The 19,669-nt window shown below is 49.0% G+C and carries 22 protein-coding genes, 1 pseudogene and 1 riboswitch; of the genes and pseudogenes, 4 read left to right on the top strand and 19 right to left on the bottom strand.

The window, feature by feature from the left end; all coding sequences use genetic code 11:
* Positions 1–50: 50 nt before the first annotated feature.
* From IO95_RS20840 to IO95_RS24490, 3 genes and pseudogenes are all read left to right on the top strand, one after another.
* On the top strand, positions 51–1,172 hold the full coding sequence (locus IO95_RS20840) for a cupin domain-containing protein (RefSeq protein WP_023488929.1): 1,122 nt from the start codon (positions 51–53) through the stop codon (positions 1,170–1,172).
* 83 nt (positions 1,173–1,255) lie between these two features.
* Positions 1,256–1,402 (top strand): type II toxin-antitoxin system CcdA family antitoxin, encoded by a 147-nt coding sequence (locus IO95_RS24495; RefSeq protein ID WP_023488928.1) that lies wholly within the window; start codon positions 1,256–1,258, stop codon positions 1,400–1,402.
* A gap of 2 nt (positions 1,403–1,404) precedes the next feature.
* Positions 1,405–1,583, top strand: a pseudogene (locus IO95_RS24490) (CcdB family protein); the annotation flags it as partial.
* A gap of 55 nt (positions 1,584–1,638) precedes the next feature.
* On the opposite strand, the gene IO95_RS20835 reads toward IO95_RS24490, so the two are convergent.
* The 8 genes from IO95_RS20835 to IO95_RS20800 all read right to left on the bottom strand — a co-directional run bounded on the left by IO95_RS20835 (position 1,639) and on the right by IO95_RS20800 (position 8,529).
* A complete protein-coding gene (locus IO95_RS20835; protein ID WP_023488927.1) occupies positions 1,639–2,127 on the bottom strand; it encodes a YbaK/prolyl-tRNA synthetase associated domain-containing protein in 489 nt (162 codons plus the stop codon).
* Between the two features lie 83 nt (positions 2,128–2,210).
* Complete coding sequence (dcuC, locus tag IO95_RS20830; protein WP_023488926.1) at positions 2,211–3,581, bottom strand: C4-dicarboxylate transporter DcuC; 1,371 nt, start codon at positions 3,579–3,581, stop codon at positions 2,211–2,213.
* Positions 3,582–3,689: 108 nt separating this feature from the next.
* Complete coding sequence (locus tag IO95_RS20825; RefSeq protein WP_023488925.1) at positions 3,690–4,511, bottom strand: alpha/beta fold hydrolase; 822 nt, start codon at positions 4,509–4,511, stop codon at positions 3,690–3,692.
* A 55-nt stretch (positions 4,512–4,566) separates the two neighbouring features.
* Positions 4,567–5,424 (bottom strand): MurR/RpiR family transcriptional regulator, encoded by an 858-nt coding sequence (locus tag IO95_RS20820; RefSeq protein ID WP_023488924.1) that lies wholly within the window; start codon positions 5,422–5,424, stop codon positions 4,567–4,569.
* Between the two features lie 213 nt (positions 5,425–5,637).
* Positions 5,638–6,354: a nicotinamide riboside transporter PnuC gene (gene pnuC, locus IO95_RS20815; protein WP_023488923.1), complete on the bottom strand. Its 717-nt coding sequence runs from the start codon at positions 6,352–6,354 to the stop codon at positions 5,638–5,640.
* On the bottom strand, positions 6,354–7,106 hold the full coding sequence (locus IO95_RS20810) for a nucleoside phosphorylase (protein ID WP_023488922.1): 753 nt from the start codon (positions 7,104–7,106) through the stop codon (positions 6,354–6,356). The genes pnuC and IO95_RS20810 overlap by 1 nt, the downstream gene beginning before the upstream one ends.
* Positions 7,107–7,144: 38 nt before the next feature.
* Positions 7,145–7,846, bottom strand: a complete 702-nt coding sequence (locus IO95_RS20805; protein ID WP_037387042.1) for a Crp/Fnr family transcriptional regulator — start codon at positions 7,844–7,846, stop codon at positions 7,145–7,147.
* Positions 7,847–8,040: 194 nt separating this feature from the next.
* Complete coding sequence (locus tag IO95_RS20800) at positions 8,041–8,529, bottom strand: cold-shock protein (RefSeq protein ID WP_023490240.1); 489 nt, start codon at positions 8,527–8,529, stop codon at positions 8,041–8,043.
* A 291-nt stretch (positions 8,530–8,820) separates the two neighbouring features.
* Here IO95_RS20800 and cspE point away from each other — a divergent pair, with 291 nt between their 5' ends.
* The gene (gene cspE, locus IO95_RS20795; RefSeq protein WP_023490239.1) at positions 8,821–9,030 is read left to right on the top strand and encodes a transcription antiterminator/RNA stability regulator CspE; all 210 of its coding nucleotides are present in this window, start codon (positions 8,821–8,823) and stop codon (positions 9,028–9,030) included.
* 99 nt (positions 9,031–9,129) lie between these two features.
* Here the strand turns inward: cspE and crcB are convergent, their stop codons facing one another.
* The 11 genes from crcB to rsfS form a co-directional block, all read right to left on the bottom strand.
* On the bottom strand, positions 9,130–9,513 hold the full coding sequence (gene crcB, locus IO95_RS20790; protein ID WP_023490238.1) for a fluoride efflux transporter CrcB: 384 nt from the start codon (positions 9,511–9,513) through the stop codon (positions 9,130–9,132).
* A 73-nt stretch (positions 9,514–9,586) separates the two neighbouring features.
* Positions 9,587–9,649: riboswitch (Fluoride riboswitch) on the bottom strand.
* 115 nt (positions 9,650–9,764) lie between these two features.
* Positions 9,765–10,829 carry a diguanylate cyclase gene (locus IO95_RS20785; RefSeq protein ID WP_023490237.1) on the bottom strand — a complete coding sequence of 355 codons (1,065 nt, stop codon included), beginning with the start codon at positions 10,827–10,829 and terminating at the stop codon, positions 9,765–9,767.
* Positions 10,830–11,151: 322 nt separating this feature from the next.
* The gene (lipA, locus tag IO95_RS20780) at positions 11,152–12,117 is read right to left on the bottom strand and encodes a lipoyl synthase (RefSeq protein WP_023490236.1); all 966 of its coding nucleotides are present in this window, start codon (positions 12,115–12,117) and stop codon (positions 11,152–11,154) included.
* Complete coding sequence (gene lipB, locus IO95_RS20775; protein WP_023490235.1) at positions 12,110–12,781, bottom strand: lipoyl(octanoyl) transferase LipB; 672 nt, start codon at positions 12,779–12,781, stop codon at positions 12,110–12,112. Before lipB ends, lipA begins: the two co-directional genes overlap by 8 nt.
* A gap of 121 nt (positions 12,782–12,902) precedes the next feature.
* Positions 12,903–13,169: a DUF493 family protein YbeD gene (ybeD, locus tag IO95_RS20770; protein ID WP_023490234.1), complete on the bottom strand. Its 267-nt coding sequence runs from the start codon at positions 13,167–13,169 to the stop codon at positions 12,903–12,905.
* 103 nt (positions 13,170–13,272) lie between these two features.
* A complete protein-coding gene (gene dacA, locus IO95_RS20765) occupies positions 13,273–14,484 on the bottom strand; it encodes a D-alanyl-D-alanine carboxypeptidase DacA (protein WP_023490233.1) in 1,212 nt (403 codons plus the stop codon).
* 215 nt (positions 14,485–14,699) lie between these two features.
* On the bottom strand, positions 14,700–15,782 hold the full coding sequence (rlpA, locus tag IO95_RS20755) for an endolytic peptidoglycan transglycosylase RlpA (protein WP_023490232.1): 1,083 nt from the start codon (positions 15,780–15,782) through the stop codon (positions 14,700–14,702).
* A 10-nt stretch (positions 15,783–15,792) separates the two neighbouring features.
* Positions 15,793–16,905: a peptidoglycan glycosyltransferase MrdB gene (gene mrdB / locus IO95_RS20750; protein WP_023490231.1), complete on the bottom strand. Its 1,113-nt coding sequence runs from the start codon at positions 16,903–16,905 to the stop codon at positions 15,793–15,795.
* Positions 16,906–16,913: 8 nt separating this feature from the next.
* Complete coding sequence (gene mrdA / locus IO95_RS20745; protein WP_023490230.1) at positions 16,914–18,809, bottom strand: peptidoglycan DD-transpeptidase MrdA; 1,896 nt, start codon at positions 18,807–18,809, stop codon at positions 16,914–16,916.
* A gap of 57 nt (positions 18,810–18,866) precedes the next feature.
* Entirely contained in the window at positions 18,867–19,337 is a 471-nt protein-coding gene (gene rlmH, locus IO95_RS20740) for a 23S rRNA (pseudouridine(1915)-N(3))-methyltransferase RlmH (RefSeq protein ID WP_023490229.1), read from the bottom strand.
* Positions 19,338–19,340: 3 nt separating this feature from the next.
* Positions 19,341–19,658 carry a ribosome silencing factor gene (rsfS, locus tag IO95_RS20735; RefSeq protein WP_037387077.1) on the bottom strand — a complete coding sequence of 106 codons (318 nt, stop codon included), beginning with the start codon at positions 19,656–19,658 and terminating at the stop codon, positions 19,341–19,343.
* Positions 19,659–19,669: the final 11 nt, after the last annotated feature.

The following is a 19,669-nucleotide window of genomic DNA, read 5'->3' as shown; positions in this document are numbered from 1 at the left end:
GCTTACCCTCACTATAATTGAGCCCATTTTCTTTTCACTGGTATGCAAGCATGGCTTATCAACTTAACCTCAATTGGCCGGAATTTTTAGAACAATATTGGCAGAAAAAGCCGGTGGTATTGAAGAATGCCTTTCCAAACTTCATTGACCCGATTACGCCGGATGAACTGGCTGGCCTGACGATGGAGCCTGAAGTTGATAGCCGTCTGGTGAGTCAGCACAACGGGGTGTGGCAGGCGAGTTATGGGCCGTTTGAGCAATTTGACCATCTGGGGGAAACCGGTTGGTCTCTGTTGGCGCAGGCAGTGAATCATTGGCATGCTCCATCAGCCGAATTAGTGCGTCCGTTTCGTGTCTTGCCGGATTGGCGGTTGGATGATCTGATGATCTCTTTTTCCGTGCCGGGTGGCGGGGTGGGGCCGCATATTGACCAGTATGATGTCTTTATTATCCAGGGGATGGGGAGCCGTCGCTGGCGTGTTGGCGATAAATTACCGCTGAAGCAGTTTTGCCCGCATCCCGCCTTACTGCATGTTGAGCCTTTCGAGCCGATTATTGATGAAGATCTTGAGTCTGGTGATATTTTGTATATCCCACCGGGTTTCCCCCATGATGGTTTAACCCACACAACCGCCTTCAACTATTCTGTTGGCTTCCGTGGGCCGAATGGCAGGGATTTAATCAGTAGTTTTGCGGACTATGCCCTGGAAAATGACCTGGGTAGTGAGCATTACAGTGATCCAGATTTAACCTGCCGCGAACATCCGGGCCGGGTTGAGGATTACGAGTTGGATCGTCTGCGCCGCATGATGATCGATGTGGTTAATCAGCCGGAAGATTTTAAGCAGTGGTTTGGCCGCTTTGCCACCACGCCACGCCATGAGTTGGATATTGCCCCGGCAGAACCTCCTTATCAACCCGATGAGATCCTCGGTGCATTGATGGATGGCGAACACTTGATGCGTCTTAGCGGGCTACGAGTGCTGCAAGTGGGAGATGGCTTCTTTATCAATAGTGAAAGATTGGCCACTGTTGATCCGATTGCTGCGGAGGCTTTGTGCCAATACACCACACTGGGTAAAAAAGAGTTAGCTGGGGCGCTACAAAATCCGGCCTTCGTGGCTGAGTTAACTGCGCTGGTTAATCAGGGTTATTGGTTCTTTGACGAGTAATCAGGGTTTAAGTCGCTTGAATAATCATGGGCAGGCCAATGGGCCTGCCCATGGCTTTTAGGGCACAGAGGGTCAACTAAATAATGACCACTCTCACAGCCACCCTTGATGCCGAACAGCGTCATCATGCAACGAGAAAATGGCAGGAAGAGAACCGAGAGGCTATTGAGGCGTTAAACGGTTTTCATGATGAGCACGGTTGCTTTAGCGATGAGTACAGGACGTTTTAACGCTGCTATTCACCGTATACAGTAATACTGGAAAAAGCAGCACTATCCGCTGTTGCTTGATGTAACTAGCGATATTATCCGACAGTTAAACCGCCGACTGGTGATCCCGTTGTTGCCTGTTGAAAAATATCCGGGTGATAATCGCCCAGATCGAATGATCCCCCTTATACGATTTGATGACAGGTTAATTCCCGCAGTGGTTCAGTCGTCTTCCGAAAATAACCACTGCCAGAACGCTACCCCTGACGAATAAAGCTCACAAGCTTGGGTTGGGCAATACGCTGATAATCATGAGTATTGAGGATTAATGAGCGCTCCAGTGTGCCCGCATTAAAGGCCAATTCATCAAAACGTTGGAACAGCAATGGGTCGGCAACCAGCATTAATTCGGCATGGAAACTGAAGGGGGGAATGGCCCCAAAAACACAATCGGTCAGTTGGGTGACTTCCACAGGGCTGGCTAATGAGGCCCGGCTACCACCGACGCCTTGTGCCAAGGCCACCAGGTCTGCTTGCTGGTCAGCAGGTAATACCGCCAGAACATGTTGTTTGATGCCGTTACCCTTGACATGGCACACCAACGCTTTTGCGCCTTGCCCCAATTGGGTGCCGCGGATTTTAGCGACTTCTTCAGACTTTCCCGCCATTGGGTGTTCAACGACACGGTAACGAGCCTGTTGTTGGTCGAGAAGGGTGGTTAACAGGTTAAAGGTGGTAGTAGACACGCGCTATGCTCCTGATTATATCTACCCGTCGCCCTTCAAGCTGCCGCGAAAAAAGCGGCAACTTGAGTAAACCAGGGTTGGAATCAGTTTAGCATACCATTTAACACCAACATGGTAATCATCCCCCCGACAGCCGGAATCAGTGTACGGCGGACGATCATAAAGGGTGAGCACTCACCCGCTTTACTCACCGCAATGATCACACCCGAAACTGGGGAAATGGCTCTTCCCATTCCCGCCATTAATTGCATTGGCAGGAGCATGCTGACGGCACTTTCACCAAATTTGGCGGCAATGCCGGGTGCCAACCCTGAGAAAGAGAAGAAAGCGGCTACACCGGAGCCAGTAAGCGCTGCGGTTACACAAACCAGCAGTGCCATAACCACGGTCATATTACCAAAGCCAAAACCGGCGGATTGCACCGTCTGGATGATAAAGTCAACGGCACCAATGATTTGTAGGCCTTGTGCAAAAACATCGGCACAAACCAGCAGTGAAACAATACTGGTAAACATGGTGCCCATGCCTTGGAAAAAGGCCATGATGCCTTTACACGCCGCTTTGAAATCGCGCTTTACCAGTAATTCACAGAAAAATGCCAGCAGGGTACCGATAATCATCGCGGTCACCACATCCATCTTGATGCTGCTGACCACCAGTGGACTAAAGACAATCACCAATATTACCGGGAAGATAGGCAAGAATGCATAAAATGCCGGTACCTTGGCATTATCTTCACTGGTGAGAGACTCTGGTGATACTGGGGTGACGCGATGGCCATCTTTAGCATCAAAATAGCGTGCGCTGAAAAAGATCAGGATTGATACCACCAGCATGACACCTATCGCTACTGGCATCTGGTAGTGGGCAAAGTAAATGGCGGTCTCCATATTGGCATGTTTCGCCGCCAAGTTAGCAGTACCTACCGCAGGGCCAAGATCCATAAATGCTGACATCCCGATCATGGCAGCCGCAGCCGCTTTGCTCACCCCTAGCCGGACTAACACCGGGAAGAACGTCACCAATAACAGCATGGCCAGACCCGCCGCACTGGAAATCGCCACATGCAGCAGTTGAGATAAAATGTAGCCAATCGCCAGGATCAGGTAAGGGGCTTTGAACATTTGCAGTGGCTTGATACACAAGTTGACCATCGCATTGGATGCCTTGATACGATCCATATAGTCAGCAAAGCCACCAGCGGCCATGATGATTAAACCAATACCCGCTACTTGGGTGGTTAAAGACTCTTTAACAAAGGCAAAAATATCCCCACCCACCCAACCAATGGATTTTGCTTTACCGTACAAAATCGATTTTTCAGGGAAGAAGAGTGCTGTAATCAGTAATAAACTCAACCCGGCCAAGAGTAAAATGGTCTGTGGTTGATAGTTTTTGATAATAAACCAGGCGGCTATCACGGTAATAACCATGCCTATGATAAATTCAATCATCATGCCTCTCTTTTATTCAGGTCCATTTAATTTACCCCATTAGGGGTTATCTACCTGTCATCGAGTTTCACTTCACATTCACCCCTTGGGCTTAACGTGAAGTCGAATTTATTGAGCGATAAATTCGCGCAACAGCCTATTGTAATAATCCGGCGCCTGGAAATAAGGAGCATGGCCCAAGCCGGGCATTTCGACATGTCGGCTATAGGGCACCAGCGCTAATAGCTCGGCTTTCAACTGAGGTTGTACCACGCGGTCTTCTTCGCCGGTAAGGATCAAGGTTGGCATTTTGAGTTGTGGCAGTAGCGCGCGGTTGTCCGCCAGTTGCAGCATACGGGTTGCGCGCCTTAACCCTTCCAGATTGGTTTCTGCCGCAATTTCTGCGGCATAATCTAATACCGCTGTAGGGACATTGGCAAAGGGTAACAGATCACGAGCACGGTTTTTGCCATAGGCTTCCCGGCCGATTTCGGCGAGCTCTTTCAGCCGTTTTTCCAGTTTTTCTGAGCTTGGGGCAGATTCTGGTGCACCATAGCCTGGGTGGGTACAAGAGAGTACCAATGTTTTGACCTTATCCGGGTGGCGAGCGGCATAGCGGCTGGCGATGGTCCCGCCCATTGAATGCCCAACCAGGATAACTTTTCCAGTGGTACTGGTTTGAATCAGTTCATGCAGCATCTGCTCATAGGCGCTGATATCCGCAGGAACCAGGGCAGAGCTGGCATAACCGGGGGCATCCCAGGCGATAACGCGGTGACTCGGTGAGAAGGCGGCAAACTGGAATGCCCAGGCTTTGGAACTGCCTAGGATACCGTGCAAAAAGACAATGGTTTCACCTTCACCACTGGTGCGGAATGATAAATTCCCTTGGGTGGTCGCCATTATTTGTTGCTCTGGGCAGGCGGGGACGAGCTGGGATTCACTACTCATATTAAACCTCTTTACAACACCAATACTCAATGTTAGCCATTACATGGCGATATTATTATTTATTAAAGACATTAAATGCCTCAAATAAAGATTCCATTACCTGGAAGTTACCATTTAATTCATCCGCATTGACTTCACCCATATAATTAACCAAGGCTTCAATTAAGACAAACCCTGCGCTACGGCTGCTGAAAAGTCCGCTGTTTTGACTTTCCATCAACAGCATGGCAGTGGCAAAATGGCTGAATGGATTAACAGCATTGTCAGTGATAACCACGGTATCGCCACGGTTTTGATAGAACCATTTGATTAGCCGGGTGGTAACACTGGAAAAACGATAATAAGAAATGGCCAGCAGGACATCACCGGGTTGAGAGTCAATTAACTTATGGGGCAGGTTAGCAATATTGGCATCCAGTAATACAATGTCTTTCTTAATATAACGGCCAAGTAAATAAAAATACTCCGCGAGGGCATGTGCCGTTGCACTGCCGATAACATAAAGTTTCTTTTTGGGATCACCAATGAGTCCAATGGCTTTTTCCAGCTCTTCCACATTGAGGTTTTTTAGCGTGTTATTGATATTTCTAATGGTATCGCTGCAATGTTTCTCAATAAACGCGATATTGCTGTTTCTGCTTTTATGGTTATGAAAACGTTCAATGGGGGAGCGGTTTTTATGCAGATCCGGTTCAATGGCTGACTCTTTGAAATCACGAAAACCGCTGAAACCTATCTTCACCATAAATCTACCCAGGGTTGATTTGGCTATATTGATCTCATTGCAAATATCAATCACGGTACTGTAGGGGATGGATTCGAAATGCTTATTGAAGTAGTTGATGATTCGTTGGTCTGTTGCGGTCAGGCCAGTTAATGCGTTAATACGTTGAGAGAACTCTGCCCGATCCATGTCATCTTTCCCCCTGCGTAATTTGATTACCCATTAATAACCAAACCAAGAGGAGAGAAAAGGGGAATTCTCAGTTCCCTTACCAGAAATGGGAGTTACCCCACATTACGTTAAAGCCCCCAGGCAGATGACCATTGCCAGAGCGGCAACGGTCATCAGTGGGGGCAAATTCATGTTCTATGGCGATTAAGACTGCGCTTTGACATTATCTGCTTAAGCCAGGGGCTGTGAGCCATTCTGGCGTGCACTGCTGATCCAGGCAAATGACCCCATCAAGGCGATCGCCAGCAGTAAAATGTACTCCAGCGACATGGCATAGACCCCTTGAATGGCATAAATCACCACACTGATCACATTGATCACCACCCACAGTAACCAGTTTTCGACATATTTACGGGTCATCAAGATCATTGCAGCGATAGAGAGCACCAGCATCGTGGAATCCCACAATGGGAAGGCATCCGGTTGTAATTCAGGCATGACGACTGAGAGCCCAATAGCCTGCATGATGGAAATAGCAATACCGGTCAGCACCGAGAATACTGGGTCGATAAATTGGGTCATCAAGGCGATAGCCACCACACAGACCGCCAGCAACGTGAACGCTTTTTGCCGGGGCAACCAGCGAATTTTTAGTGCTGCTTCATGGTTTTCGTTTTGACGGCTCCAGGCATACCAGCCATACAAGTTGGCGACAAAGAAGAACACCTGGAGTAACAGGCTGGCATACAACTGGATCTGGAAGAAGATAGCCGCAAACAGGGTAACGTTGATCAACCCAAACAGATAATTGATGATTTTTTCTTTGCTGGCGAACCAGATGCACAACAGGCCAAAGATAGTACCGATGGCCTCAATCCAGGAGAGCGCATAACCCCCGGTACCCAGAGGGATATTGACCATAACGTTATTGATACTGAAGAAATCCATTATTGCGTCCTCTCAAGATGATCCTGATACATGGCTTCCAGTGCGAGTAAAATTTCATGCTCCTCGCCTTGTTGGCAACAGTGCTCTTGCTGTTGATAATCGTTAATGCTTTCCGTCAGACAACCTTCATGTTCTACCACGACGTTGAGGATGGAGGCGATACGCATGTTACGCAACGCACCCACCACCATGAGTGGTGCTGTCTCCATATCGGCGGCAAGAATACCTTTGGCTGACCAATAATTGCAGATTTCCTGTTCCCGGTCTGTGTAGAAGCTGTCATGACTGCGAACATAACCGCAGTGAGTAGTGTAGCCTAATTTCCTGGCCTGTTGGCGTAGTAAATAGACCAGATCACTGTCAGCACTGGCGGGGTAGCTGGTGGGGACATAAGCCTTACCGGTACCGTCATCCCGCACTGCGGCACTGGCAATCACCAGATCGCCGAGTTTCATTGACGGCTGTAAAGCACCACAACTGCCAATGCGCACTAGGCAGTCGACACCGATTTGGTGCAGTTCTTCTGCAGCAACAGCGGTAGAAGGCCCTCCCATCCCGGTGGATACGACCAACACTTCGATACCGCGGTACCATCCCCGCAGGGCGCGATACTCACGGTGTTGCCCAAAGTTTTCTACTTGTTGCAAAAACCGCGCGACATGTTCCACCCGCTGTGGATCACCGGGTAATAGTGCATAATACGCGTCGGTCATCTGCCGGCTCAGACGGATATGGGGTTGAGGTGAGTTCATATTACTAACCTGTTTTATTAACCTATTGCGGTGAACCGTTAACATACCGCCTGTCGCTGTAAACGCCTAGGGTCAATGACCCTGATTTGCTCACCATTGACGGTAATAATCTGCTGTTCCCGTAGGTCAAACAGAATACGGTTAATACTGCGTTGGGCTACGGCAAATTGCTCACTGAGCTGTAGTTTATTGACGGTAATCTCTCCGTGATGTTGGGCTCCCTGGTGTTGGTAGCTTTCCCAGAGCACCAGACAAACACGCTGGTGCAAGGAATAGAGATTATCTTCGCCTGCTTTTTTAGATAATTGATAATACTGACTGCTAAACGTTTTAATAATTTTCTGATTAAAGTGGTTATCTACGCTCAACCAATGGCAAAAGTCGGTGCGTGACAACGTCAACAGCGTGACGTCACTAATTGCCTCAACGGAACAGATATAGGGCCGTTGTTCAAAAATTTCTAGCTCACCGAGCATATCGCCTGCGTGATAACGTGCCTGTAGATATTTTCGCCCATCATTGGCATTGATAAAAACATCTACATTCCCTTGAACGATCAAATGAAACTGATGACAAATTTCATTTTGCTGGCAAATCAATGAGCCACCTTTGACTTGCTCTAATTTCCACTGACGTAAAATCGCCAATGGGCAGTATTTCAGCAGGTCATACAGAAGGGTGTTGCCAGTAATCAGTTCAACGATCCGTAACCATTCGCTGTTGTTTGGTTCGTTCTGCATAGTGATAACTATAAGGTTCTCTGTAAAGAAAGGACAGGACATCGGTCCTGAGGCAACATCAAAGATAGTATAAAACTGTAAGCAGCTTCATACATTAGAAGATTGTGTGGGACATCTGTCCCACGGTGGCTTGATTTTTTGCAGTGGCATCATAGAAAGTAGAAACCCTGGTGATATATCCAGAGTTTCTTAACTTATTTAGGGCGCAGGGAGTTCAAGGTTTGCAGGGTACTGGTGATATCGACCTCATGTTCAGAGAAAGTGTAGACCTGCCCTTGAAAAGTGGTGATCGATATCATGTTGAGTGTTTCTGTCGCCTCAGGTGTTTGCGCCACTTGTGGCCGGATGCGGTTCATCAGTAACCCCACGGAAAGCACAGTATTTTCTTTATCTACTTCAGTTTTGAGTGGGACTTCTTTAGTGAAAGTCTGGTAAGACTTGATGCTGGTAATCTTGATTTTCTCATTGGCAATAATGATGTGCTTACTGATGGCTTGTACTTTTACTGCATAAGCGGAAGGGCCTTTCGTATTGTTGGTGGGCTCAAATGTCACCAGCGCATTTTTCTTAATCAGTTCTGGGTTTTGCACTTTGATCACGTGAAAATAACGATTTTCCCCGTTTTCATCGGTGATAAAGCCGAAGCCTTTGTCTGCAAAAAAAGTCGTTATCTTGCCGTTCATGGTCATTCTCATTAAGTCTTTGGTTACTGTGTTAATGATAGCGTGGAATGCGTTGCGGTGACAGGGCAAAGTCAATCAGACAGGGCGAAAGAGCAGCCAAAGTTCAGCTCGGTGGTTCGGGTTGGCAGGCTAAGGTTTGGCCGGGTGTCAGCGGTGATTACGTTTGAGCAGCAAACTTTTTTACTTTTTATCGCCTTTATGTGATCTCGACTATGGACAAAACTCCATCTAATTGCTGTACTGTATATGACACAGAGTTTGTGTCATACATTCACGTTAAAGGTAAGTTTGATGTCAAAGATTAAAGGTAGCGTTAAGTGGTTTAATGAATCTAAAGGTTTCGGTTTCATTACTCCTGAAGATGGTAGCAAAGATGTTTTCGTTCACTTCTCTGCCATCACCAGCAATGGTTTTAAAACTCTGGCTGAAGGTCAGCGCGTAGAGTTTGAAATCACCAATGGTGCCAAAGGGCCATCTGCTGCAAACGTTACTGCTATCTAAGCTACAGTAGCTTAAATTCTGAAACCCGCTCTATGAGCGGGTTTTTTTGTCTGTTTTTAATCCGGGGTCGTACAGGGAAAATGCGCTGTTGAGCGACGGTTACTGCCCGCAGAACCACCAGACCAGCATAAAGGCCAGCAGGGTCATTGACAGTGAACCCGCCAAGTTGAGAAATATATTGGCGAGAGCCCAAGCAATGCGGCCATCTTGCAACAGATAAACTACCTCAAACGAAAAGGTAGAGAAGGTGGTCAACCCACCACAGAACCCAGTGGTAATCAGTATCTTCCAGGTAGGATCAAGCTGCGTCATGCGGCTTAATAGCGCCAGAGCGAGCCCGATAATAAAGCCCCCTACCAGGTTGACCGCTAAAGTACCCACAGGAATGTGCGGGTGCAGTGGGTTTAACCGTAGGCTGATTGCCCAACGCAGCACACTACCTAAGCCACCACCAATAAACACTGCCAGCAAAGAATTGAACATCAATGAAACCCTTTCATAAAAATGGGTAAAGACTCAGAAAGGTACAGGCATAAAGCTACGTTGCTCTCTGCGAGGTAGCGTAGACACCATCAGCCTAATGGGGCGGTTATGGAGGCATGTCATCTCCGTTTGTCAGCCAGTTTATCCCTGGCGTGCGGCGGAATTTTACACCTTACCGATTTGATTTTGTAGTCTCACCGTTGATTTCCTCCGCTGTCACTAGCCAAGTGCATTCACGTTACAGGGAACGGCTAACTTTGAGGAACCGCGCGTTCCATGCGGTTACGACCATGGCTTTTAGCCAGATAGAGGGCATTGTCAGCGGCTTTCAGCCACTCCTGATAACTTTTCATTTCCGGTTGGTAATCGGCAACTCCCGCGCTGATATACAGCTTTAAGTCAGGGGCATCACGGAAGGTGACTTCCCTCAGGTGCTCCTGGATCCGGCTTAAAGCCTGGCTGGCTTGCTCTGGAGGGGTATTGGGTAGCAATGCACCAAATTCATCGCCCCCATAGCGGCCAACAATATCCATGGTGCGCAACCCGAGCACCAGTTCCTCTGCAAGCACAATGAGCGCTTCATCACCGAGGGCATGGCCGAATGTATCATTGATAGCCTTAAAGCGGTCTATATCGATCAAGATCAGCGTTGCGGTGTGATTATAACGTCGGCAGCTGTCGAACTGATTGCGTAACAGGTGTTCCCAATGGCGGCGGTTATAAACACCCGTCAAGCCATCACGCATGCTGATACGAACCACTTCGCGTTTCTTTTCTACTAGGTGTTTGGCGGCACGATAGGTCACCAGACCAAACAGAACCGGATAAATAAACAGTACCGGCAGGTAGAAGTAGAGTTGCAGTGGTGTGGTTTGCGGGGTGAAAGGAAACCCTAATAGTGCACTGGTCAATATTGCCCCAACAATCTGCGCAACCACCCCTTTGAGAAACAGGCTATAACTCCCAGCGGCAGTATTGTTCATGCCCATCATCGCCAGAAATACGATAGTGGGTAGTGCACTGAAGCCCATCACGGCTATCCAGACGCCAGCTAGCAAGGAATCAATCAATAGATTACGGGTTTCAGTTACTAATGGTTTTTCAGAATGGATTGACCATTGATAGGCGATATGTGGCCAGATCAAGGTATAAATAATCAGTAAGCCCCAAATGAAAGGCGATGAATGCAGGGGATAAATCGTGGCGGATAGACCAAAGAGCCCAAGTCCCAGACCAACAATGCGTGGCAGGTAAGTACGCTTGGCGAAGCTAAGGCCTGCAAATTTGCTATCAATGATCAATGGGGTATAGGCCATCAAGTATCTCCCTTTGCGTCATGCGGTTGCGGAAAGTATCTTTCCTATCATCTAGCATAGAACATCCTGACAACTTCTTACTCTGTTACAAACTTGCGGTGTGTTTAAAATGCTAAAGTGGCATTCAATCTATAATAATAGGCAAGGTTTATTACCCGACTGTGCTTGGCTGCCATAGATAAATAATGAAGGCGAATATGGCAGGTATCAGCATGACCAAGCTACTGGTTATTACGGTGTTGATAGTCTGTTTGATAAAAACGGGTGCTGTTTGGCACCCGTTTTTGCATTTGTTCGTTGAAGCGTAACAAAAAGTAATTTTTTATTTAACTTCAAGCCCTTTGGCCTGCAAGTCAGCATGGTAGGAAGAGCGGACAAACGGACCACAGGCGGCATGAGTGAACCCCATCGCCATGGCTTCTTGTTTCATTTCATCAAATTCTGCCGGGCTGACATAGCGTTGTACCGGTAGATGGTGGCGGCTGGGCTGTAGATATTGCCCTAACGTCAGCATGGTTACCCCATGGCGGCGCAAGTCGTGCATTACTTCGATGATCTCTGCATTGGTTTCCCCCAAGCCAACCATCAGGCCCGATTTGGTGGGGATATCGGGATGGGTTTGCTTAAAGCGCTCCAATAATTTCAGCGACCATCCGTAATCGGCCCCCGGACGCACCTGACGATAAAGGCGCGGGACGTTTTCCAGGTTGTGGTTAAAAACATCAGGTGGGGTAGCGGTAAGAATCTCCAGTGCGCGATCCATCCGGCCACGGAAATCAGGTACCAGGGTTTCAATTCTGATGGTTGGGCTTTTAGCACGAATGGCAGTAATGCAGTCAGCAAAATGTTGTGCGCCACCGTCACGTAGGTCATCACGGTCAACCGAGGTAATCACCACATAACGCAGAGCCATGTCAGCAATGGTTTGTGCCAGTTTTTCTGGTTCGTTAGCATCGGGAGCCATAGGGCGGCCATGAGCAACATCACAGAACGGACAGCGGCGGGTACAGATTGCCCCGAGGATCATAAAGGTGGCGGTACCGTGGTTAAAACATTCAGCCAGGTTGGGGCAAGAAGCCTCTTCACATACCGAATGTAGACCATTTTTACGCATTGCCGCCTTGATACCTTGAATACGGGTAGAGTCGGCGGGGAGTTTTATTCTCATCCACTCGGGTTTGCGTAACAGCTCCTGCCGTTCGGCGACCACCGTTTTCACTGGGATCAACGCCATTTTGTCTGCATCGCGGTATTTGACGCCGCGTTCCATCTGAATTGGTTTACTCATAATTGTGCAGGTTCCAGTCACCAAGCTCGACTGTCTGGTAGCCGAGTAAATGAACAAATTGTTGTATCAGGATAGGGTGTACATCGGTGATGCCGATTCCTGGGGCAAGTGTGCTCACTTGTGTCATTTTCATTCCCGCATAACCACAGGGGTTAATGCGTTGGAATGGGGAAAGATCCATGGCGACGTTCAAAGCCAGACCATGAAAGGAGCAACCTTTGCGGATGCGTAAACCCAGTGAGCAAATTTTCTCTTCGCCAACGTAAACACCGGGTGCATCAGGTCGGGCACGTGACTCAATGTTGAAGTGAGCCAGCGTATTGATCACCGTTTGTTCCAGCGCGGTAACCAATTGTCGAACGCCCATTTTATTGCGTTTTAGATCGATCATTACATAGAGCACTTGTTGGCCTGGGCCATGGTAGGTCACCTGCCCACCACGGTCACTCTGAATCACCAGAATGTCACCCGGTGTCAGGAGATGTTCTGTTTTACCTGCCTGGCCTTGGGTAAATACCGGGTGATGCTGAACCAGCCAGAGTTCGTCCAGCGTGGTGTCACTGCGATTATCAGTAAAGCAGTGCATGGCTTGGGATACCGGCTGATAGGGCTGTAACCCCAATTGGCGCAGAATGATCTTGTTATGTTGCAAACGTGGCATCATCAAGTTACACAAGTGGTAGAGCATTATAGCGGGCACACCGCTCCGCGACTAGCAGTTATCCCCATGGGGACGGTTGCCTATACCTATAAGGCGTGCGGTAAAGGCTGGTGGAGTCGAAGGGTTACAGCACCATGCGAACAATGTCAATGTTACCCAACTCTTCGTATAACGTTTCTACCTGCTCGATATGCGTGGCGTTAATGGTGATAGAAACCGAGTGATAATTGCCTTTGCTGCTGGGTTTAACTTGCGGGTTATAATCCCCCGGCGCATGGCGTTGTACCACTTCAACCACTTGGTCGACCAATTCAGGCTGGGCCAGCCCCATCACCTTATAGGTAAAGGAGCAGGGGAATTCGAGTAGTTCATTTAGTTTAGTCTTTTGCATTAGAAAGGCGCTCCAGGTGTGGTTATTGTATAAATCATAACTCCCGCCGGAGCGGGAGCTGATGTTAAATCAAATATGGGGCTGTAATACCCGGTTTCAAGGGTTAGCCGAACCAGTGATGGAACATCAAGCGGATATAATCAAATAGACGACTGAAGATACCCCCTTCTTTCACTTCCTTCAGAACCACTAAGGGGCGCTGATCGATGGTTTTGCCATCTAACTGGAAGTTGATAGTGCCAACCACCTGGTTTTTTGCCAGCGGAGCATGAATTTCCGGGGTGTTGAGTACATAGCTGGCTTTAAGGTCTTTCATGCGGCCGCGTGGGATGGTCAGGTAAGCATCTTTGTCGACACCCAACTCTACGCGGTCAGCATCACCGAACCAGACCGGCTCTGAAGCAAACTCTTTCCCTGCTTTTAATGGTGCAACCGTTTCAAAGAAGCGGAAGCCCCAGGTCAGCAATTTTTTACTTTCGGCCTCACGGCCTTTATAAGTACGCCCACCCAGCACGACAGAAATCAGCCGCATTTCACCTTCTGTTGCCGAAGCGACCAGGTTATAACCAGCGGCATCGGTATGGCCGGTTTTAATACCATCAACGTTCAGGCTGGTATCCCACAACAGACCGTTACGGTTTAATTGGCGAATATTGTTAAAGGTGAACTCTTTTTCTTTGTAAATGGCATATTCATCCGGAACATCGCGGATCAAGGCTTGGCCGATCAACGCCATATCGCGGGCTGAACTGTATTGCCCCTGGGCATCCAGGCCATGCACTGTCTGGAAATGTGTATTCTGCAGACCGAATTGTTTGACGTAGGTATTCATCAGGTTAACGAACGCATCCTGGCTACCGGCGACGTAGTTAGCCATCGCCACGCAGGCATCATTACCGGACTGCAAGTTGATGCCGCGCGTCAGTTTGGAAACTGGCACACGATCACCGGGTTTCAGAAACATCAGCGAGGAGCCTTTGAACACCGGGTTGCCGGTTGCCCAAGCATCTGGGCCGATAGTAACCAGATCTTCCTGGCCAATCTTGCCAGATTTCAATGCCTGCCCGATGACATAGCTGGTCATCATTTTGGTCAGGCTGGCGGGATCACGGCGAGTGTCAGCGTTTGATTCCGCTAATACTTTACCGGAGTTGTAATCGATCAAGATGTAAGCTTCCGCATCAATTTGCGGTACACCGGGGATCATGGTTTGAATATTAGTATCATCAGCCTGGGCAACTGGCGCTGCACTTATCGCGATAACTGCGCCGAGGGTTAGGCTCTTGATTAAGCGGAAAGAAGTTACATGTTTCATGATCAGGACGACAACATCCGTAAAAGTAAGTGATAAAACGAGCCATACTATAGCAGATGGGACTCGGACAGGCATTAGACATTCATTTGACAGCAGCGGGTTTACACACATTTACCTGCAAGAAAATGTTTCAGACATCGGTACGGCGGGCCTCTATCCAGGTTCATTAAAGCTGCTGACTGAGGGCAGCAACCGGAATGAACCTGACAATTGACTTAAGGCACGGCAGCAATAAAGGATTGCTGTTGCGCCTCATCGGTCAGACGTTGTTGCAATTGTTCGGCCTGTTGGCGATTGCTGAATGGGCCTAATTGCACACGATAGACACTGCCATTGGCTTCGACTTTGCCGGGAACGCCAAACTGTTGGCTCAATTGTTGTTGCCAACTCTGTGCACGTTCCGCATTGCTCAGTGCCCCAACCTGTACGACAAAGTGGCCACTGGCACTCGTTTCCGCGTGGGTTACCACTGCAGGGGCAACGTTGGAAACACTGGCAGTAGGGGCTGCTGGTTGAGGTTCAGAACCTTCCAGCACGCCGGTCGGCAAGGGGCTAGGTGCACCAATAAAACCGCCCTGACGGGGGCTGCTGTCAGCCGATGGGGTTGGACTCGCCTCATCAATGTTTAGGCTGCTGTTGTCAATGGGCCTGACGTTAGCCTCCGGGGGGACGGAAACATCCTTCTGTATGGGGGTGCCCATGCTACCAGAGCTGAGCTCTGGGCGTGCGGGGAGTGCATAACTCTGTTTAGCCACCGTGGTACCTACCGTCCCCGGGCCGCTTAATGTGCCATCCTGAGCCACGCTGATAAAGTCCACTTGCACTTTGGTCTTATTCGACAGGTTGAGGCGGTCGGCGGCGGCTTTCGACAGATCGATAATGCGCCCTGGGGTATAAGGGCCACGATCATTAACACGTACCACCAGTTGCCGGCCATTAGCCAGATTGGTGACGCGGACATAACTCGGAATTGGCAATGTAGGGTGCGCTGCCGTTAATGCATTGGGATCAAATTGCTCACCAATGGCGGTGGTATTACCACTGGCTTCTTCACCATACCAGGCCGCCAGACCGGTTTGTGAGAAATTTTGCGGATCTTTTATAATCTGATAGGTGGTGCCATTTACCGTATAATCTTGCATATTCCGCGGGTTATAAGGCTCATAATGCGGTTCGGCACCACCGATTTCAGTTGCTTGGCCATTATAGGGCGCCTGTGTTGGTTCTGTTGTGGTGGTACAGGCTGAAAGTAATACTGCAACGGCAACAGCGCCACCCCAAAGCCACTCCTTACGCATTAACGACCCCCTATAAATTTTTAGACAGCATTTTTCGGTGTGTGTGGATCGACATGACAATGCCGAACCCAGCCATAAGGACAATCAGTGCTGACCCCCCATAACTCACTAAAGGCAAAGGTACGCCAACTACCGGTAAAATACCACTCACCATGCCAATGTTAACAAATACATAGACAAACAAGATCAGCATCAGCCCACCAACCATTACACGGCCGAAGGTGGTCTGTGCTTGTGCGGCGATCACCAGCCCACGGATAATGACCAGCAGATACAGCCCTATCAGTAGCAGAACACCCATTAGCCCAAGTTCTTCGGCCAAGACTGCGAAGATGAAATCAGTATGGCGTTCAGGCAGAAACTCCAGTTGGGACTGGGTACCGTGCAACCAGCCTTTACCGAAAAGACCACCAGAACCAATGGCGATTTTCGATTGGATAATATGGTAGCCGGCCCCGAGAGGGTCGCTCTCTGGATCGAGTAGCATCATCACGCGGTCCCGCTGATAGTCATGCATCAGGAAAAACCACAGTACAGGAATAAAAGCGCCTACCAGGATCACTGCAACGCCAATCAGCTTCCAGCTCATCCCGGATAAAAACAGCACAAACAGACCTGAAGCGGCAATCAAAATTGACGTTCCCAGATCGGGTTGTGCGGCAACCAGTAAGGTAGGCAGGAAAATCAGCACTAACGCGATAGCGGTATGTTTTAAAGAAGGGGGGCAGACATCGCGGTTCATAAAGCGCGCCACCATTAATGGCACGGCAATTTTAGCAATCTCTGAGGGTTGGAAACGGACAAAACCGAGATCCAGCCAACGTTGTGCACCTTTACTGATCTGACCGAACGCATCCACTAGTACCAGTAGGATCACACTGAAAATATACAGATAAATCGCCCAATTTTCATAAACTCGTGGTGGGATCTGGGCCATCACGCCCATAATGACCAACCCCATCAGCATCTGACCGACTTTACGCTCCATCATCCCCATGTCCTGGCCACTAGCACTCCATATCACACAGGCACTGTAAACCAGCAAGGCCAGAATAAATAACAGCATTAGCGGGTCAATATGGATTTTGGTCCAGATAGAGTTTTTTTGTTGGCTTTCAGTCATGTTATACCTTAATCACCTTCTACACCCGGTGGCAGTGGCGCAGCATCGGGTAATTGCGTGTTATTGTCGCCCAACAAAATGTGGTCGAGGATCTGGCGAGTAATGGTCCCCACCGCTGGACCAGCTCCTCCATTTTCTAGGATGACGGCGACCGACACGGTTGGGTTATCGAATGGCGCAAAGGCGGTCATTAATTTATGGTCACGTAGATGCTCCGCGAGCTTGTGAGCATTATAGGTTTCATAGCCGAATACCTGTGCCGTACCGGATTTTGCTGCCGCTTTATAGGGGGCGCCTTCAAAGTATTTACGTGCCGTACCATTAGGCCGATTGGCGACGCCATACATACCATCTTTGACGATTTCCCAGTAACCAGAACGAACATCACCGATCTGTTTATGTTCTTCCTGACGGAACGGTACTAATGCACCATTGACTCTGGTGCTCTGTAACAGATGCGGAATAATGACATTACCATCGTTAATCAGGGTATTCAGTGCTTTTGACATCTGGATCGGGGTTGCCGTCCAGTAACCTTGACCAATCCCCACCGGAATGGTGTCACCCTGATACCAGGGTTTTTTAAATCGTTTGAGTTTCCACTCACGTGTTGGCATCAGGCCGGCGCGCTCTTCAGCAAGATCAATGCCGGTGTAGTCACCGTAACCGAATTTGCTTAACCAGCTCGATAACCGATCAATGCCCATATCATAAGCCACCTGGTAGAAGAAGGTATCCGCAGATTCTTCGATGGCTTTGGTGACATTAAGGCGGCCATGCCCCCACTTTTTCCAGTCACGGAAACGTTTTTCTGAACCCGGTAATTGCCACCAACCAGGATCAAAAACCACGGTATTTTTGGTAATGACCCCAGCGCTGAGCGCTGAGACAGCAATATAAGGTTTCACTGTCGAAGCAGGGGGGTAGATACCTTGTGTGGTGCGGTTGATCAGTGGGCGGTTTGGATCATCGAGTAACCCCTGGTAATCCTTGCTGGAGATACCATCCACAAACAGGTTGGGATCATAGCTGGGGTTGGAAACCATCGCCAAAATACTGCCGGTACGTGGATCGCTAACCACCACCGCAGCACGGCTGCCTACCAGTAATTGTTCAATATAGCGCTGCAGGTTGAGATCCAGTGTCAGATAAATATCCTGACCAGCAACCGGCGGTTGTTCATGCAATTGACGGATCACTCGGCCACGGTTATTGACCTCGACTTCTTCATAGCCGGTTTTGCCGTGCAGGGTATCCTCATAGAAACGTTCAATACCCAATTTCCCGATATCATGGGTGGCGGCATAGTTAGCCAGTTTGCCGTCTTTATCCAGGCGTTCGACATCCCGGTCATTAATTTTTGATACGTAACCGATAACATGAGTGAGCGCGGAGCCATAAGGGTAGTAGCGGCGTTGATAGCCTTTGACTTCAACCCCTGGGAAACGGAATTGATTGACCGCAAAACGGGCGACCTGAACCTCGCTAAGCGCTGTTTTTACCGGAATGGAGACGAAACGACGTGAACGCTTGCGCTCTTTTTCAAAGTTGGCGATATCCTCATCGGTCAGATCGACCACCGGACGTAATTCCTGCAAGGTGGCTTTCAGATCGTCGATTTTCTCTGGCATTAGCTCCAACTGGTAAATGGTACGGTTCAGTGCCAGTGGAGTACCGTTGCGGTCATAAATCATGCCACGACTGGGAGCGATAGGGACCAGCTTGATGCGGTTTTCGTTGGAGCGAGTGCGATAATCCTCAAAGCGAACGATTTGCAGGTTATACATATTGGCAATCAGGATGCCTGTCATGATCAGAATAGCCAGCAGTGCCACCAGGGCACGGCGTACAAACAGGGCAGCTTCCGCAGTATAGTCGCGAAAAGGGTTACGTTCTATTTTCATCCCGTTGCTTTATTTCACTCTATGGCGGTCATTTTACTCGGTTACAGCCACCTGCGATCATTCGCGGTGGTAAGGATGATTGGTCGTAATACTCCAGGCACGGTAGAGACTTTCGGCAACCAGTATTCGCACTAAAGGATGTGGCAACGTCAATGGCGAGAGCGACCAGCTTTGTTCCGCCGCTGATTTACAGGCCGGTGACAATCCCTCAGGACCACCGATTAACAGGCTGACGTTACGGCCATCCTGCTTCCATCGTTCAAGCTGTTGCGCCAACTGAGGCGTTTCCCAGGGCGAACCTGGGATATCCAGCGTGACAATGCGGTTACCTTTACCGACTGCTGCTAGCATCTGCTCACCTTCCTTGTCCAAAATGCGTTTGATATCCGCATTTTTTCCGCGTTTACCTGCCGGGATTTCGGTCAGCTCAAGTGGCATATCTTTCGGGAAGCGAGACAGATAATCCATAAAACCAATCTGCACCCAGTCTGGCATTTTAGTACCGACTGCAACCAATTGCAGTTTCACCAGTTAACTCCAGAGCTTTTCCAGTTCGTATAGGCGGCGGCTCTCTTCTTGCATCACATGCACGATCACCTCACCCAGATCGACCACGACCCAGTCGGAAGCTTCCCGGCCTTTCATACCATACAATTCTATACCTGCAGCACGAGCTTCCTGCACGATATATTCGGCGATTGACATGACATGGCGGGTAGAAGTGCCCGTGCAAATGATCATGCAGTCGGTGATACTGGATTTGCCCTGGACATCCAGGGAGATAATATCCTGACCTTTTAGATCATCGATTTTATCAATCACGAAATCTTGGAGCGTTTTGCCTTGCAAAGGTTCCCCCT

The organism is Serratia sp. DD3 (genome assembly GCF_000496755.2).
The sequence above is the reverse complement of the archived record's forward strand: the minus strand, read 5'-3'. Positions and strand labels throughout refer to the sequence as shown.

Coding starts and splice junctions, on each gene's coding strand:
- IO95_RS20810 (WP_023488922.1), bottom strand. CDS start 7,106: ATGAACTCACCTCAACCCCATATCCGTCTGAGCCGGCAGATGACCGAC.
- crcB (WP_023490238.1), bottom strand. CDS start 9,513: ATGTTCAATTCTTTGCTGGCAGTGTTTATTGGTGGTGGCTTAGGTAGT.
- lipB (WP_023490235.1), bottom strand. CDS start 12,781: ATGATGCCACGTTTGCAACATAACAAGATCATTCTGCGCCAATTGGGG.
- IO95_RS20820 (WP_023488924.1), bottom strand. CDS start 5,424: ATGGATCGGGCAGAGTTCTCTCAACGTATTAACGCATTAACTGGCCTG.
- IO95_RS20825 (WP_023488925.1), bottom strand. CDS start 4,511: ATGAGTAGTGAATCCCAGCTCGTCCCCGCCTGCCCAGAGCAACAAATA.
- pnuC (WP_023488923.1), bottom strand. CDS start 6,354: ATGGATTTCTTCAGTATCAATAACGTTATGGTCAATATCCCTCTGGGT.
- IO95_RS20800 (WP_023490240.1), bottom strand. CDS start 8,529: ATGAACGGCAAGATAACGACTTTTTTTGCAGACAAAGGCTTCGGCTTT.
- cspE (WP_023490239.1), top strand. CDS start 8,821: ATGTCAAAGATTAAAGGTAGCGTTAAGTGGTTTAATGAATCTAAAGGT.
- dacA (WP_023490233.1), bottom strand. CDS start 14,484: ATGAAACATGTAACTTCTTTCCGCTTAATCAAGAGCCTAACCCTCGGC.
- rlpA (WP_023490232.1), bottom strand. CDS start 15,782: ATGCGTAAGGAGTGGCTTTGGGGTGGCGCTGTTGCCGTTGCAGTATTA.
- IO95_RS20805 (WP_037387042.1), bottom strand. CDS start 7,846: ATGCAGAACGAACCAAACAACAGCGAATGGTTACGGATCGTTGAACTG.
- IO95_RS24495 (WP_023488928.1), top strand. CDS start 1,256: ATGACCACTCTCACAGCCACCCTTGATGCCGAACAGCGTCATCATGCA.
- ybeD (WP_023490234.1), bottom strand. CDS start 13,169: ATGCAAAAGACTAAACTAAATGAACTACTCGAATTCCCCTGCTCCTTT.
- dcuC (WP_023488926.1), bottom strand. CDS start 3,581: ATGATTGAATTTATCATAGGCATGGTTATTACCGTGATAGCCGCCTGG.
- mrdA (WP_023490230.1), bottom strand. CDS start 18,809: ATGAAAATAGAACGTAACCCTTTTCGCGACTATACTGCGGAAGCTGCC.
- IO95_RS20840 (WP_023488929.1), top strand. CDS start 51: ATGGCTTATCAACTTAACCTCAATTGGCCGGAATTTTTAGAACAATAT.
- IO95_RS20785 (WP_023490237.1), bottom strand. CDS start 10,829: ATGGCCTATACCCCATTGATCATTGATAGCAAATTTGCAGGCCTTAGC.
- lipA (WP_023490236.1), bottom strand. CDS start 12,117: ATGAGTAAACCAATTCAGATGGAACGCGGCGTCAAATACCGCGATGCA.
- mrdB (WP_023490231.1), bottom strand. CDS start 16,905: ATGACTGAAAGCCAACAAAAAAACTCTATCTGGACCAAAATCCATATT.